Source organism: Rhodococcus sp. 14-2496-1d (assembly GCF_002259365.1).
In the GTDB taxonomy this organism is placed as follows: Bacteria; Actinomycetota; Actinomycetes; order Mycobacteriales; family Mycobacteriaceae; genus Rhodococcoides.
On sequence record NZ_NPFV01000010.1, the window covers coordinates 1 to 13,568 of the forward strand.

The following is a 13,568-nucleotide window of genomic DNA, read 5'->3' on the forward strand; positions in this document are numbered from 1 at the left end:
GGGACCAGCTGCTTGCTGACGCCCATCGTGATCGGATGAAGACGCGAGCCCGTGCCGCCCGCCAGAATGATTCCCCGCATGACGGCGAAGTCTTCCAGAAGTAGGCCAAATCCGCGCGACACCTGATCGCGCAAATCGAATACGACTGCGCCTCAATCTCACGGGCCGCCGCAGATGACTAGACCCTCGGTCGGCGAAGCGCGCTACCATCCACGAGTGTCCTGTTGGGGAGTGTCAGACCTCAATCGAGTGCAAAGTAAACACAGAACTCGTCGACTTCCTCGGAAGAGGGTTCTGCCAATTGCGAACTATACTTCGTCGAACCGCAGTGCTAGCGCGCCCGAGCAGTGCTACCCCACACAAGGAGCTTAAGTCTTGCGAACTGACCCACTCCGACATGCAGTCAGGCAAGTTCTCAAGAACGACAATTGCAGCGGATGCGGAGGATGCGCTCTTGTTTCCGATCGAATAACGATCGGGCTGGCTGAGGACAGCTACATGCGCCCGACCCTGGCTCCACGCAGCCCCTCGGAAACCAGGGAACAATCAAAACTCGAGGCCGACGTATTCAAAGCAATGTGCCCTGGCATCCGCGTAATAGCACCGCTCAAGAATCCAAACCAGCATGCGCACAATATATTTGGATCCTACTCATCCGCGTGGGTCGGTTGGGCGACGGACCCAGAAATTCGCCTAGCAGGCAGCAGTGCAGGCGTGATAACAGCCTTCACGAATTGGCTCCTAGAAACAAAACGAGTCAGCGCCGTGGTGGCGAGTCAGGAAGACCCAAGTAACCCTCGGAACACAGTCCCTTTGAAACTCCTTTCGCGAGATGATGCGATAAGAGCTGCAGGGTCACGTTATGCGCCGGTAGCCAACCTACCAATGGTTGCGCCATCGGATTTCGACAGTCAAGCATTCGTGGGAAAGCCATGTGAAGCTACTGCCCTGGCCCAACTATCGAATGCGATCGGAATTCCCCAAGAAGATCGTCCCATTACCGTATCTTTCTTTTGCGCAGGCACACCTCGCCAATCAGCAACCGACGCGCTCGCAGTTCTGCTGGAAGCGCCGTCTGACCAAATCAAATCGCTCAGATACAGAGGCGACGGATGGCCCGGAACATTCAAGATCACACTCAAAACCGGCGAATCGCGAACGATGTCGTATGACGAGTCATGGGGAACACACCTAGGCCGCACCGTCCAATGGCGGTGCAAGTTGTGCGTCGATGGGACCGGAGGACACGCCGATATAGCTGTAGGCGATTACTGGGAGGTGGACAGCAAGGGCTACCCTGCCTTTGAGAACGCGGACGGTAGGTCGGTAGTAATAGCGAGGACCCAGCGAGGAGAAGAACTTCTTAAGGAAGCAGCCAGATGCGGAACGCTCTCGCTTTCACCGCTCGACCTCAAGCTAGTAGCTGCTGTTCAGCCGCTACAGGTCGACAGAAAACACACTCTGGCCGCAAGACTTCTTGGGCGAAGTTTAGCCGGGAAACGCATACCCCGTTACTCCGGTTACGGACTCACTCGCCTAAGCGCAACTACAAAGAGAAGCCTCAAAGCGGCGGCAGGAACATTCATTCGAACAAGGCAAGGTCGCTAGTAATCACACTACCTCATGTACACGAACTTTCCCCGCACGCATAGTTGAAAACATGCCTTCAAATCAGCCACACCAATAACTACTACGGAAGGTCCAACCCGCAGCGTTCCTAGACATCCGACCGTTGTCACCAACCAACCGGCTGCCATTGATAGAGCGGCCCCAAACGCGCCAAAATCGCCAGACAGACAAAGAAGCCCGGCGACTGCGATAGCTAACCCAGCAACTTGCCACAAAGCCATCGCCGAGCCACGCCCTTCTGCGCCGAGCACTTGCGTTGCGACATAATTTACGACCAGAAAAAGCGAACTAGAGACCAAAACGACAGCAGCCGGAACTGCAGGCAAAAAGGCGCTGCCGAACAATAACGGCAAACCGTACGGCGTAACAAGCACCAGCGTCAACGCGCCCAGAATCCCAACAACAAATGCTGCCCGGATCGCTGATGCCCTCGCTCTAGGCAGGTTGCTCGAATTGGCAGATGCAACACCTCCGAATACCGCGGATCCAATCGCATATCCAAGCGCTAGAGGCAGGGTGGCAAGCGTAATCGCGACGGCTAGCAAACCAGCCTCGTACGAGCCCATCGTGGCGACCGCCAGGAGCAAGACGACAGTGCTCGCAGCGGTCTCAGCGATCTGACTCCCCGCGTACTTGACACCCTGCCGACCTAGATACTCAAAAGACATACGCGGACCACGCACGCTGACTCTCAGCAAGACAAAAGCAGTCAGAGCAGCAAGCGACGTGCCGGCTACATATCCCCACAAAAGAATCTCGAGCGTGACCTCCGAGAAAGCCCAAAATACAAAAACGGCAGTAGCAGTGACAAAAGGCTGAATAAAATGCAACAATGCAATGGCAAAATAGCGATGGGCCGCTATCAGCACACTCTGCGCACAAAGCACCAACACGAAGAACGCAGTGGTTGACATTGCCACCAAAAACCAGTTTCGTTGCGAATAAGTCAAATTTGGAACCAACAGTATCGAGACTACGACACCAAGACCAAATGCTGGCGAGAGCAAAAGAAGCACAATCCGATAAGCGCTTCGAACAACTGGCCGATGGTCGATAATTGAGGCTAGTCTCCGAACTGCCATGGGAATACCGAGACCAATTATCACAGGGGCCAGACCAAGGGCCGCTAGACATGTTGCATAAAGGCCTCTGCCGGACGGACCCAGCTCGCGTGAAATGATTGGTGCCGTGCCGAGTGCAATCAGCATAATTGCAACACGACTCACCGATATGAGCAACGGCGAATTAAACTTTCCTGCACCTCGAGGGGGAGACAGTGCCATGATTCAGCCAAGCGTCGATTTATGGTCACGAAACGAAGCAATTAACTTCCGGACACCTGCAGGCTCAAGCTCCCAGTAGCGGGAGTCCAGAATTCGCTGTGCATCGGCCGGTTCAAACCGCTGCCGGACCACCCTAGCTGGATTGCCCACTGCAATAGCAAAGTCTGGGATATCACGAGTGACCACAGATCCTGCACCGATGACGGACCCAACGCCGATACGTGTGCAACCAGGTAGGATCAAAGTATTTGCACCGATCCAGCAGTCATGCTCAATAACGCACCCGGTTCGCTCGACATCGGAATCTTTATCTACAAAACCGAGCGCTGAGTTGTACCAGAACGGATGCATACTGACTTCAGCCAGTGGATGAGCTGCACCAATCCGTCGTACTCCCGGCCCGATCGATACGTATCGTCCGATAACTGTATCCACATCCGCGTATCCTGGTTGCAACAAAGAACCATAGCTATACGAACCGGCTACCACGCCGTAGTCACGCTGCAACACCTCCCTTAGCGTCGCCGAGAACATTTGCCCACCTTCAAATTTTGAAGCTAGTGCGATTGCCCGCCCACCAAAAGGAAAACGTCTGTAGTAGCGAGCGATTATTCGACTCATGAAGGCGCGGTTCATAGGTTCATCACGTGGCAGCGAACTCATGCCGTCCGACCCACGCTGAACGGAGCAAATAGGTCATGCGAGCTCAATACAGCGACCATCTCCTCGATCTCTCTTTCCGCGGAGGCTGCAACTCCAGGTGCTGCCTCCTCAAGTGCCTGGAAAGAGTCGGTCGTGATCAACTGCAAGGTTTCAGGAACTGGATCACAGCCGGTAGTGAGGTCGATAGTGTGCTGCCAACCTAACGCATCCATAAGTGGACCAAACTTTCTGGAGTACGACCACGAAATCGCGGGAACCCCCACAGACAGCGCGTTAATAGCAGAATGCATTCTAGAACCTACTAGAACACGGCTTCCGGCTAGAACCCTGCGAGCCTCCTCAAGATCCTCAGGGACGACAATCTCAACTTTGCCATTTATCGCGTCGGCAGCTTCGTATACAGCTGGAACGTCATTGTCGGGAACCGGAGAGTCCAACACATGTGCTAGCAAGGTGACGCGTCTGTCCGCGGCAAGCAAACGATCTACCAAATCGACGACATTCGCTCTGTACCGAAGAGAATCCACGTGCGGGTTCGACTGCCACAGCAAGCCCGACACATTCAGAACAACATCGCGCTGATCCACGGGTTTCGGCCGTGGTAGCGCAAAGGCCATATCGGTTGCCAGCAGGTTTGGCTTGCGGCCAAGATCCTTTGCAACTTGAGAGCTTACCGGGTCGCGGGTACACAGCACGTCCACGCTGGTCAATAATCGAGAAGCAACTACGCGTCCAAGGCGGGTCCGAAAAGGGCCGACTGTTTGCGGAGTCATTACTAACGACACCCCCGCCTTCCTACATGCTCGCTGAATGTAAGCCATCAAGAGAAGCCGCTGAACACCATAAATATCAGTGAAACTATCGCCACCACCCGTGTCCATAACTACATCGAATTGACGAAGATACGCAGCAATAGGCCCAGCTCGTCGACCAAAGTCCTGTAAGGCTAATTTTCTTCGTAGCGGGGTGCCAAGGGTGTTGTGCGAATGAAACGTGACGTCGCATTCACCCCAACTGCGCTCCGCGACAGCACGCACACCTGCGGCGAGGGCTTGAAGTCCTAGATTCTCTGCTGCGGGGTCCGCCCACAGCACCAGAACATTTGGCCTTTTTTGACTAGACATCTTCGACCAAACCTATCTTGTTGCTTACCGCCGACGACTTGGTTCCAATCAAGCTTGCGTCTAAATCTGAGAGGCCGCTCGGCGCTTCAGGATCGACCTTTCGGTCTGGGTTCAATCTGTCGTGCAAGGACAACATTCCGAGAAAAAACCAGAATATTGAGCCGAACTGCGTTATCAGAGCCACTGTAAACAGCGCCGGAACAACGGCCAAGACACTGATCGCGGGAGCGGACGATGTACGACGTAATACGCGCCATGCAAGCCACCCAACGCCCACGAGCGCAAGTAAGGCGATAACAAATCCGAAACTAACGCCCAGCAGTACGAAGGTGCTGTCAATAGACTTAAAGCCCTGAAAATAAAACTCTCCACGACTGGGCTCGGTATAACCCTTTGCCAATCCCAAAGGATTCATGGATGGAATCAGATCGATCAAAGTGATGCGGTAATCCGCTGAGATTGTCGCCCGACGACCTTCCTCGGCAAAAACGGACAAAATTTTTGGAATCGCAAACCAAGCAATAGACCCGAGTACCAGCACGACAGCCAATCTGCCTCGAGCTTTCTCTTTATCAGAGAAGAACAACAGTGAAAGCAGAAGGGCAAAGACGGCACTGATCATACCTGATCGGCTGAACGAGACAACTGCGCCACCGAGCAGCACGGCAATTAAAGCTGCACGAAACACGGGTTTAAAATTACAGTTGAAAACGATGGGAATTGCCATCGCCAGTGCGCAGCCCAGCGCAATCGAATGACCGAATGCCCATTCCGCACGGACAATTCCCCCTCGATCTTGCTCGTGTCCCCAAGCAAGGTACTGCGTGTTGTCGACTACCCATCCGTAGTAAGGATTCCAGTCTGAAAAAAATTCGACTATCGAACAGGCTGCAGCAGCGCTGAATATACACGTTATTGCACGGTAGGTGAAAGGGAGGCCAGCTCTTTGAACAAGCAGTCGGCCAACCACAAATGAAAGCAGCCACTGCGTCATGACGTTCGTGACGTCGCCCGGCCGTGACAGTCCAACTACGCCACACACGAGGCATAGGACGCAGAACAGAAGCACTGCTGTATCCACCCGCCCGATCCGCCATGGATTTCTAACAAAGGCGCCGCAAAGAACAAGCAGTCCAGCTAGAGAACTCGCAGGCAAGTAAAACGGGTTCTCAACACCAACCCAAAATGGTAGGAAGCATGCAGACAGCAACCACAAAACAACCGCAAACCTCGGATGAGCGGCGGAGGCAAGAACCAGTAAGATGCCAGCTACAGCTGCGATCACATACACGCTTCCCACCGTCGCTGGCGCTAACACCGCGCCGATGCCGATCACAAGCGTGATCGCTAGGCCAGAAAGAATCTTGCTGTTCTTTCCTGACGCTGAGGGCATTCCGATCATTTCATCCCTCGCAAACTATCTTGCTTTGAAAGTTCACGAAGATAAAAGTTGAACCGTCTAAAGTCAGAACTTCGGCTTGGCTGCTGGCGTTTCGAGAGCATCTTTACTGCAATTGCAAACGACCTGGCAGCGAGACCACCGCCGAAAATCATTTTCCACAGAACGTTATGCAATCGACTTGGAGAAATTTCCATTTTGTAGAGTTCGAACAAATTCGTTAGCCAAAGTGCGTTGGTTGGATCCGGTGCGGCGTTGCCGCTGCTTTCTCCGAGTCCGTGTGTCCCTTCTATTTCGCCGCATATTACAACCCGCTTGCCCCCATGCCGGACACGCAAGCAGAATTCTACGTCCTCCGCGTACATGAACCACCGTTCCGACAGTCCACCGTGCAAGTTCCAGACTTCAGAAGGCACCGCCATGCACGCTCCCGATACCCAGTCGACATCGATGCTGTCGAAACTCTGAGATCTGAGAATATACATTCCGCGAAATACTTTGCGACCGGCAAATATTCGCGATAAGCCATAGTAATGGCAGAAGACGTGCCAGATGGTTGGCGACATACCGCCTTCACGTACCGACAAGCCTCGACCCGGATGGTCCAGCAATGGTGCGACAACCCCAACATCGGGATTATCAGCTAGCACCCTATGAAGGGACAGTAGATTCGTGTGACTCACAGAAGCGTCGGGGTTCAGTAAAACAAGTGCAACACCGGTCGCGTAACTGGCGCCCAGATTCACCCCCTTGGCGAAACCCAGATTTCCACCACTATCGACGACTCTCACCGCTGGGTATTGTTCGCGGACGAAATCAGCAGTTCCATCGCTCGACGCGTTATCAACCACTATGATTTCTATAGCGGGCTTATTCTGAAGTGGTTCTATGCAGGATCCGACTATCTCCTTGCTGTTGTACGTTACGACGATTACGGATAACAGTCCTATATCCGGCGGCTCCCTACGGCTCATTTCACGACTACGAACCAGTTCGCTCATCTGCGGCCGCCTTTCGTCGGTCAAAAAGCCAGGAAAGTCCGTTTCGTGCCTTAATAGACTCTTCGACTGTGCTCACGATCGACCCTTGGTAACGCTCCACACTGAATCGCTGCACCGCTGAATCGTATCCAGCCTGAGCAAGTTTTGCTGCCCAAGCTGGGTCTTTCGCAAGAAGAGTGACGGCCTCGGCGATCTTGACATGGTCACCAGCGGGACACAGCAACCCGGTCCGACCATCATCAATGATCTCCGCAAGGCCCTGTACGTTAGACGCGACTACTGGTCTCGACGCAAGTTGCGCCTCGACTGCCACGTTCCCAAAGGGCTCAGCTATGGATGGAACAATCACAATGTCGGCCTCCTCAAGATAACCACGCACGTTCTTGATGTAACCGCAAAAGTGCACTCGGCCATTCAAATCGTCTTGAGTCGCCCGTCTTCGTAATCTGTCTTCGAACCACTCGTATCCTGGATACGTGTCGCCACAGAGCGCAATGGAGACATCAAGCCCTTGCTCAACTAGCGTAGCCAACGCCTCTAACGCCACATCTGTGCCTTTTCGCGGTGACAATCGTCCGACGAGTACAATACGTATGCCCTCGGTCTTGGGGAACAGGATGCCGCTGGTCGTTGTATCGTGTTGAGGAATCCCGTTGTAAATAAGTTCTATCCGGCCATCAAGCCTTGGCCACGATTCATAGATGACTTTGCGTGACGCCAAGCTATTTACGACAATCGTCCGACAAAGCAACAACGGCGCTGCTAGTAGCATTCGAAGCACACGGCTTCCTGTCTCCTCTGCTTCGTGGACATGGCAGAGCGTTGGGGTACCAGTTAGCCAGCCCGCCAATATCCATACAGGTGCCGTTATTGTGTTCGCATAGATCAAGTCAGGTCGCATGCGCCTCAACAGGCGCATACTACGGGCAGTGGCGGCGAGCGTTTCGAGGATATAACCAGGGAGAGCTTTGGGATTAAGTACCGACTTTCTGCTCACCGGAAAGGGAATAACCTCCGTACTCGCTCCCCGGTCGACTAGCAACTTTTCGAGTGGACCCGTCCTGGGAAGTACGACGTGCACTGGGTGCCCCCGTCCAGCGAGGGCGGTTACTGACTCCAGCAGCTGGAGGTCTGAGCCGTAGAGGTCCGGAGAGGGATGCGACACCAATATAGGGCGCTTATCTTCTTGGCTCATTCCCGTTCCCTCAAAAAGCGCGCCGGCACTCCTCCATAAATGGCGTTGGACTGATATATACCGGCTGTTACGACTGCGCCTGCTGCGATAATGCAGCCGTCTCCGATGATCGCCCCGTCGAGCACGGTTACTCGGGATCCAATCCAACAGTTTGCCCCAATGGAAATGCCCTGATGCGTTACTCCTTGATCTCGTATTGGAATCGACAGATTGGTAGAAATATGATTCTCGGAATGAAATGAACAGTAGTTTCCGACGATAGTGCCGTCACCAACTTTTATCCCACCCGCACAGCCGTACAATGAGTCGGTTCCGAGCCCGACATTATCACCGACCGTCAGCCCTTTACCAAGATGCTTCAGGCTGCCAATGCATTCGATCCTAGTGTTTCTTCCTACCGAACTATTCTGTCCGATGCTGACACCTCCCGAGGACATCGCATCGATGTAGCTGCCATCGTCGAATGTAACTCCAGTACCCAAGGTGATGTGCCGCCTGGCTTTGATCCTGACAGAGCGCCCAACGAAAGGACCGCTTCGAGCCGTCCTAAATCGAACAGCGCCAGTGGCTTTCATGAGTACTCGCTTGGCCATGATCGAAGCTATATAGCGCCCGTCGATCGCTGGGTCCACTTGATAGTCGGTTTTTTTTACTATTCCAATCAGCTTATTTGCCAGTTTCGTAGTTGCACTCATCTCAAGTCACTCACAGGCTCAGAAACAGGCACTAGTTTACTGATCGACCGATCGTAGTTTGCGCAGATATCGTCCCAGGAATATTCAGATTTGGCGCGCTCAATGGATTGCCTGCTGAGTTGGTCTTGAAGTCCGCGATCTTCCATGAGTCCGAGCATCGATTGGGAGATGCTCGCTGATGTGGGTTTACAGAAGACACCGGCCCCACCTAGCACCTCACGGTTGTATACGGTGTCTCGGGCAACGGTGGGAGCACCACAAGCCATTGCCTGGACCAACGCAGGATTCGTGCCCCCAACGCTGTGACCGTGAAAGTAGGCACCCGCATGCTGCCAGAGCGAGAACAGCTTCTTGTCGTCGCTGACATGGCCCAGCCACTGCACGCGGGACGATTCTTCAGACAACTTTTTCGCCGCAAGGTCTAGCTCCCCGCCGTAGCCTGAGGAGCCGACGATCACTACGTTCCACTTCTTGCTGAGTTCCCTAGCTGCTTCGAGGAACTCGGGAACGGTGTTTTCGGGGACGAACCGAGCCACAATCAGGACGTACTCTCTGGACTTCAGGCCCTCGACCACCGGAAGTCTGTCGGGAGTGTCGCCGCCGTAGGGAATGAACGCTCCGTCGCGCCCGAAATCGCGCTGCCAGCGCCGCTTGATCTCGTGCGAGTCGCATACCAGCTCCGACGCATACTTCGCAGTCAGTCGAGCCCCGCCGCGGAACACTCGCTTGGCGTTGCTGCCCCACTTCGCTCGTTCCCACTCGATGCCATCGACGTTCACGACCGTCGGAATGCCGCGAGATCGGAGCAGCGGAAGCCAGTATCCGTTTGCCACATTCATGATCAAAGCCACGTCGGGCTTGCGACGGGCCGCACTGAGCGATGACGTCAAACCATAGCTGAGAGTGCTCAGTGACTTGGTTTCGAGACCCTTCGTCATCAGTGATGACACCCTCAAGTCCAGTAATGGGTCATCCGTCTTGACTGCACCTGGACGCCCGTAAACAGCCACGTCCCAGCCTGCTTCGACCAAGTACGGCGCGAGGCGCCTGATCAGCGTCTCGAATCCGCCGTAATAGCTCGGGTATCCCCGCGTACCGATGATCGCAACTGACTTGCTCATTGAATTCCTGGCCCTCCCGACATGTGAACTGCGCGACGAACACCCGACTTGGGCAAACTCAATACGCCCCGTCGCTTCCAGCCACTGCCTTCATGGTCTTGGCGATGATCAACAGATCCCCCACCATCGACCAATTCTCGACATACGAAAGATCAAGCCGCACAGTCTCTTCCCACGACAGGTCCGATCTTCCACTGACCTGCCACAGACCCGTGACTCCCGGCTTGACCAACAGTCGCCGTCGAACCTCACCGTTGTAGGTCTCCACCTCACGTCGCAGCGGAGGCCTCGGCCCCACCACGCTCATCTCGCGCTTGAGCACGTTGATGAACTGCGGCAACTCGTCGAGACTGAAACGCCGCAGCACCTTGCCGACCGGTGTCACCCGCGGATCGTCACGCATCTTGAACAGGACACCGCCGGCACCCTCGTTCTGATCGAGAAGGTTCGCAACCTGCTTGTCCGCGTCGACGGTCATGCTGCGGAACTTGATCATCGAGAACGGCTTGCCGTCGATGCCCATCCGCTCGGACTTGTAGAACACCGGTCCGCGACTCGTGGCCTTCACCGCGATGGCCACTGCCAGCAGGACGGGCGAGATCAGCACCAACACCAGTGCCGCGAACGTGAGATCGAATGCGGTCTTGCTGAACCGCGTCGCGCCGTTGTACTGCGGCTTCTCTACGTGGATCAGCGGGAAGCCGGCAACGGGCCGCATCACCAGTCGGGGGCCGGCAACATCGACAACACCTGGGGCGACCACAAGGTCGACGTCCTTCTTCTCCAGATCCCAGATCATCTTTCGGATGCCCTTGTGGCCGAGGTGCTCGGTGGCCGTCACGGCAACCGTGTCTGCACCGCACTCTTCGATGGCGTCGAGAACGTCGTGCTCGTCGCCCAGCACCGGAATGTCGGTGCCTTCGACGTGAACCACACCGTCCCGCGGAGCCTCGTAGCCGGGCATGCAGATTCCTACCACCGCGTACCCCGCAGACGCAGACTTCTCGAACGACTGCGCCATCGACACTGCCGCCGTACGGCTCCCCACGATCAGGACTGAGGTCTTGTACTCGCCCTTACCGCGAAGTCGGGTGACGATCTTGCGCCAGGCCCAACGGGTCAAGAGCAGTGCGAGAAGTCCGACCGGTAGAGCGATAGCGAGGTAGAGCCGTGCGATGTCGATCCGGAAGAGCAGCGACGCGATCGCGATGACCCCGAACAGGCGGAAGGTTGCCGATACGATGCGCCGGTACTCTTCAGCACCGTTTCCGATAACGCGAGGCGATCTGGTGCGGAAGATCGCGAGAAACGCGATCCACAGACCGGCCAGGGCGACGGAGACGCCCGTGTACGTCATGGTCGAGAGCAAGCCCGTCATCTCGACATCCCCGAACCGCACGATCTGGGCCAGAGCAACGGACAGGATCACAACCAATACATCGGTCACCCGCAGGCGTGCGACGTACTGACGTTCCCACACGTGCCGCGACGTCAGCGTGCGCGTTGCCACCACGTCCGAACGACGGGGAGATCCCCAGAGAGAGCGGTGTGCAGCCCCGACAGTTGCCACGTGCTCCCCTCCTCTGCACTAGTACGCACGCCACCGGCGAGCGGATGAATCCGATCGATACCCATCCGCTGTGCGACTGGTATCGAATTGAAATAGTCCCATGCCGTTCGCTGTACCACCACGCGAGCGGTACAGATCACAAACCAATAACAGCATTGACGTTGTTTACCACATCGAAGGTAATGCTGCGATCCGCGAGAACAATCGAACACCGCTAGCAATTTTTCCGCCCAAAACCGCTCTGCAGCAAGCGGATTGAACGTGAACTGTGACCAGTCACAGGTATCGAAGTTGTTTTTGGGGGCATCTATCACATAGCGCAGCGTGCGCCTACTGCCGATAAAGGGTATGTCACCCCGAGATGCAGGCCGAAGCCAGCGAAGTGCCCGATACGGGCCGATAACCGGCGTTAAAATTGGATTCCGCCGGAGATGCCCCCGTAGTTCCGAAATTCATTCCCTTAAATGAATTTCAAAAAACGTCCTCGCCCACCGCGATCAGGGACGCCCCAACCCGCGGTAGTTCCATCCCGCCGCGCGCCACTGTTCCGGGTCCAGGCAGTTGCGCCCGTCGATCAAAGTCTTGCTGCGCACCGCACCCTCCAGATCCTTCGGAGCGAGTGCCTTGAATTCCTTCCACTCGGTCAGCACCAGCACCACGTCGGCGCCCTCGCAGGCCTCGAGCGCAGAACTGCTGTAGGTCAGGGTGGGGAACAGGGCACGGGAGTTCTCCATGGCCTTGGGGTCGTACACGTTGACCGCGGCACCCTGGAGCTGGATCTGCCCGGCCACGTTCAGGGCCGGTGAATCACGAACGTCGTCCGAGTCGGGCTTGAAGGCGGCACCCAGCACAGCGACCCGTGCACCGAGAAGAGACCCACACGCCTCACGCGCCAACTCCACCATGCGTGTGCGGCGTCGCATGTTGATGTTGTCGACCTCACGCAGGAACGTCAGCGCCTGATCAGCGCCCAGTTCACCGGCCCGAGCCATGAACGCCCGGATGTCCTTGGGCAGGCAGCCGCCGCCGAAGCCGATGCCGGCATTGAGGAACTTGCGGCCGATGCGCTCGTCGTGGCCGATGGCGTCGGCGAGCACGGTGACATCTGCACCCGCGGCCTCACAGACTTCCGCAATGGCGTTGATGAACGAGATCTTGGTGGCCAGGAACGCGTTGGCCGATGCCTTGACCAGCTCGGCCGTGGCCAGGTCGGTGACCAGGAACGGAATCTTCTCGTCGAGCAGCTGCGCGTACACCTCGCGGGCGAGCTCCTCGGCGCGTCCCGGACGGGCGCGATCCACGCCGAGCACCAGGCGGTCGGGTCGCAGCGTGTCCTTGACGGCAAAGCCTTCACGCAGGAACTCCGGATTCCAGGCAATCTCGACGCCACTACCGGCCGGTGACAGCTCGCGCGCCATATGTCCAAGCCGCTCTGCTGTACCCACGGGGACGGTCGACTTACCGAAAATCACAGCCGGCTTGGTCAACAGCGGCGCGAGCGTCTCGATCACTGAGTCGACATACTTCATGTCTGCCGCGTACTCGCCTCTCTTCTGGGGCGTACCGACACCCAGGAAGTGGATCTCGGCAAACGCGGCCGCCTCCTCGTACGAGGGTGTGAAACGCAGACGGCCGGCCGCGATATTGCGCTGGAGCACCTCCCGGAGCCCAGGTTCCCAGAAGGGAACCTCGCCGGCCTCGAGCTTGCGTAGTTTCGCCTCGTCTACGTCGACGCCGAGTACGTCGTGCCCCAGCTCGGCCATACAAGCCGCATGGGTGGCACCGAGATACCCGGTTCCGAACACTGTGATGCGCATACTCCGGCAATCTCCTTGGTTTCGACCGCAACCACGACAAAGCCGCAGTATCGGTACGACACTGAGTGCTC

General features: G+C 56.2%; 12 protein-coding genes. 1 reads left to right on the forward strand and 11 read right to left on the reverse strand.

From position 1 onward, the window contains the following. On the reverse strand, positions 1–80 hold an 80-nt coding region (locus CH296_RS28555; protein ID WP_143546339.1), incomplete at its 3' end, for a sugar phosphate nucleotidyltransferase. A gap of 496 nt (positions 81–576) precedes the next feature. Here CH296_RS28555 and CH296_RS06860 point away from each other — a divergent pair. Beyond that, positions 577–1,608, forward strand: a complete 1,032-nt coding sequence (locus CH296_RS06860) for a Coenzyme F420 hydrogenase/dehydrogenase, beta subunit C-terminal domain (protein WP_256980378.1) — start codon at positions 577–579, stop codon at positions 1,606–1,608. A gap of 8 nt (positions 1,609–1,616) precedes the next feature. On the opposite strand, the gene CH296_RS06865 is transcribed toward CH296_RS06860, so the two are convergent. The 10 genes from CH296_RS06865 to CH296_RS06910 form a co-directional block, all read right to left on the reverse strand. Beyond that, positions 1,617–2,912 carry an oligosaccharide flippase family protein gene (locus tag CH296_RS06865; RefSeq protein WP_094684350.1) on the reverse strand — a complete coding sequence of 432 codons (1,296 nt, stop codon included), beginning with the start codon at positions 2,910–2,912 and terminating at the stop codon, positions 1,617–1,619. Positions 2,913–2,915: 3 nt separating this feature from the next. Next, entirely contained in the window at positions 2,916–3,575 is a 660-nt protein-coding gene (locus CH296_RS29770; RefSeq protein WP_143546335.1) for a CatB-related O-acetyltransferase, read from the reverse strand. Beyond that, the gene (locus tag CH296_RS06875) at positions 3,572–4,699 is read right to left on the reverse strand and encodes a polysaccharide pyruvyl transferase family protein (RefSeq protein WP_094684351.1); all 1,128 of its coding nucleotides are present in this window, start codon (positions 4,697–4,699) and stop codon (positions 3,572–3,574) included. Before CH296_RS06875 ends, CH296_RS29770 begins: the two co-directional genes overlap by 4 nt. Continuing rightward, positions 4,692–6,101: a hypothetical protein gene (locus CH296_RS28560; RefSeq protein WP_143546336.1), complete on the reverse strand. Its 1,410-nt coding sequence runs from the start codon at positions 6,099–6,101 to the stop codon at positions 4,692–4,694. Before CH296_RS28560 ends, CH296_RS06875 begins: the two co-directional genes overlap by 8 nt. Next, positions 6,098–7,099 (reverse strand): glycosyltransferase family 2 protein, encoded by a 1,002-nt coding sequence (locus tag CH296_RS06885; RefSeq protein WP_094684353.1) that lies wholly within the window; start codon positions 7,097–7,099, stop codon positions 6,098–6,100. Before CH296_RS06885 ends, CH296_RS28560 begins: the two co-directional genes overlap by 4 nt. Beyond that, positions 7,080–8,294 (reverse strand): glycosyltransferase family 4 protein, encoded by a 1,215-nt coding sequence (locus tag CH296_RS06890; RefSeq protein WP_094684354.1) that lies wholly within the window; start codon positions 8,292–8,294, stop codon positions 7,080–7,082. The genes CH296_RS06885 and CH296_RS06890 overlap by 20 nt, the downstream gene beginning before the upstream one ends. Then, complete coding sequence (locus CH296_RS06895; RefSeq protein WP_094684355.1) at positions 8,291–8,989, reverse strand: DapH/DapD/GlmU-related protein; 699 nt, start codon at positions 8,987–8,989, stop codon at positions 8,291–8,293. Before CH296_RS06895 ends, CH296_RS06890 begins: the two co-directional genes overlap by 4 nt. Further along, complete coding sequence (locus tag CH296_RS06900) at positions 8,986–10,110, reverse strand: glycosyltransferase (RefSeq protein ID WP_094684356.1); 1,125 nt, start codon at positions 10,108–10,110, stop codon at positions 8,986–8,988. The genes CH296_RS06895 and CH296_RS06900 overlap by 4 nt, the downstream gene beginning before the upstream one ends. Positions 10,111–10,168: 58 nt before the next feature. Further along, complete coding sequence (locus CH296_RS06905; RefSeq protein WP_094684357.1) at positions 10,169–11,680, reverse strand: sugar transferase; 1,512 nt, start codon at positions 11,678–11,680, stop codon at positions 10,169–10,171. Between the two features lie 497 nt (positions 11,681–12,177). Next, positions 12,178–13,497, reverse strand: coding sequence for a UDP-glucose/GDP-mannose dehydrogenase family protein (locus CH296_RS06910; RefSeq protein ID WP_094684358.1), 1,320 nt, complete (start codon positions 13,495–13,497; stop codon positions 12,178–12,180). Positions 13,498–13,568 lie beyond the last annotated feature (71 nt).

Excerpts from the sequence above, each read along its gene's own strand:
- CH296_RS06860 (WP_256980378.1), top strand. The coding sequence starts at position 577 with ATGTGCCCTGGCATCCGCGTAATAGCACCGCTCAAGAATCCAAACCAG.
- CH296_RS06865 (WP_094684350.1), bottom strand. The coding sequence starts at position 2,912 with ATGGCACTGTCTCCCCCTCGAGGTGCAGGAAAGTTTAATTCGCCGTTG.
- CH296_RS29770 (WP_143546335.1), bottom strand. The coding sequence starts at position 3,575 with ATGAGTTCGCTGCCACGTGATGAACCTATGAACCGCGCCTTCATGAGT.
- CH296_RS06875 (WP_094684351.1), bottom strand. The coding sequence starts at position 4,699 with ATGTCTAGTCAAAAAAGGCCAAATGTTCTGGTGCTGTGGGCGGACCCC.
- CH296_RS28560 (WP_143546336.1), bottom strand. The coding sequence starts at position 6,101 with ATGATCGGAATGCCCTCAGCGTCAGGAAAGAACAGCAAGATTCTTTCT.
- CH296_RS06885 (WP_094684353.1), bottom strand. The coding sequence starts at position 7,099 with ATGAGCGAACTGGTTCGTAGTCGTGAAATGAGCCGTAGGGAGCCGCCG.
- CH296_RS06890 (WP_094684354.1), bottom strand. The coding sequence starts at position 8,294 with ATGAGCCAAGAAGATAAGCGCCCTATATTGGTGTCGCATCCCTCTCCG.
- CH296_RS06895 (WP_094684355.1), bottom strand. The coding sequence starts at position 8,989 with ATGAGTGCAACTACGAAACTGGCAAATAAGCTGATTGGAATAGTAAAA.
- CH296_RS06900 (WP_094684356.1), bottom strand. The coding sequence starts at position 10,110 with ATGAGCAAGTCAGTTGCGATCATCGGTACGCGGGGATACCCGAGCTAT.
- CH296_RS06910 (WP_094684358.1), bottom strand. The coding sequence starts at position 13,497 with ATGCGCATCACAGTGTTCGGAACCGGGTATCTCGGTGCCACCCATGCG.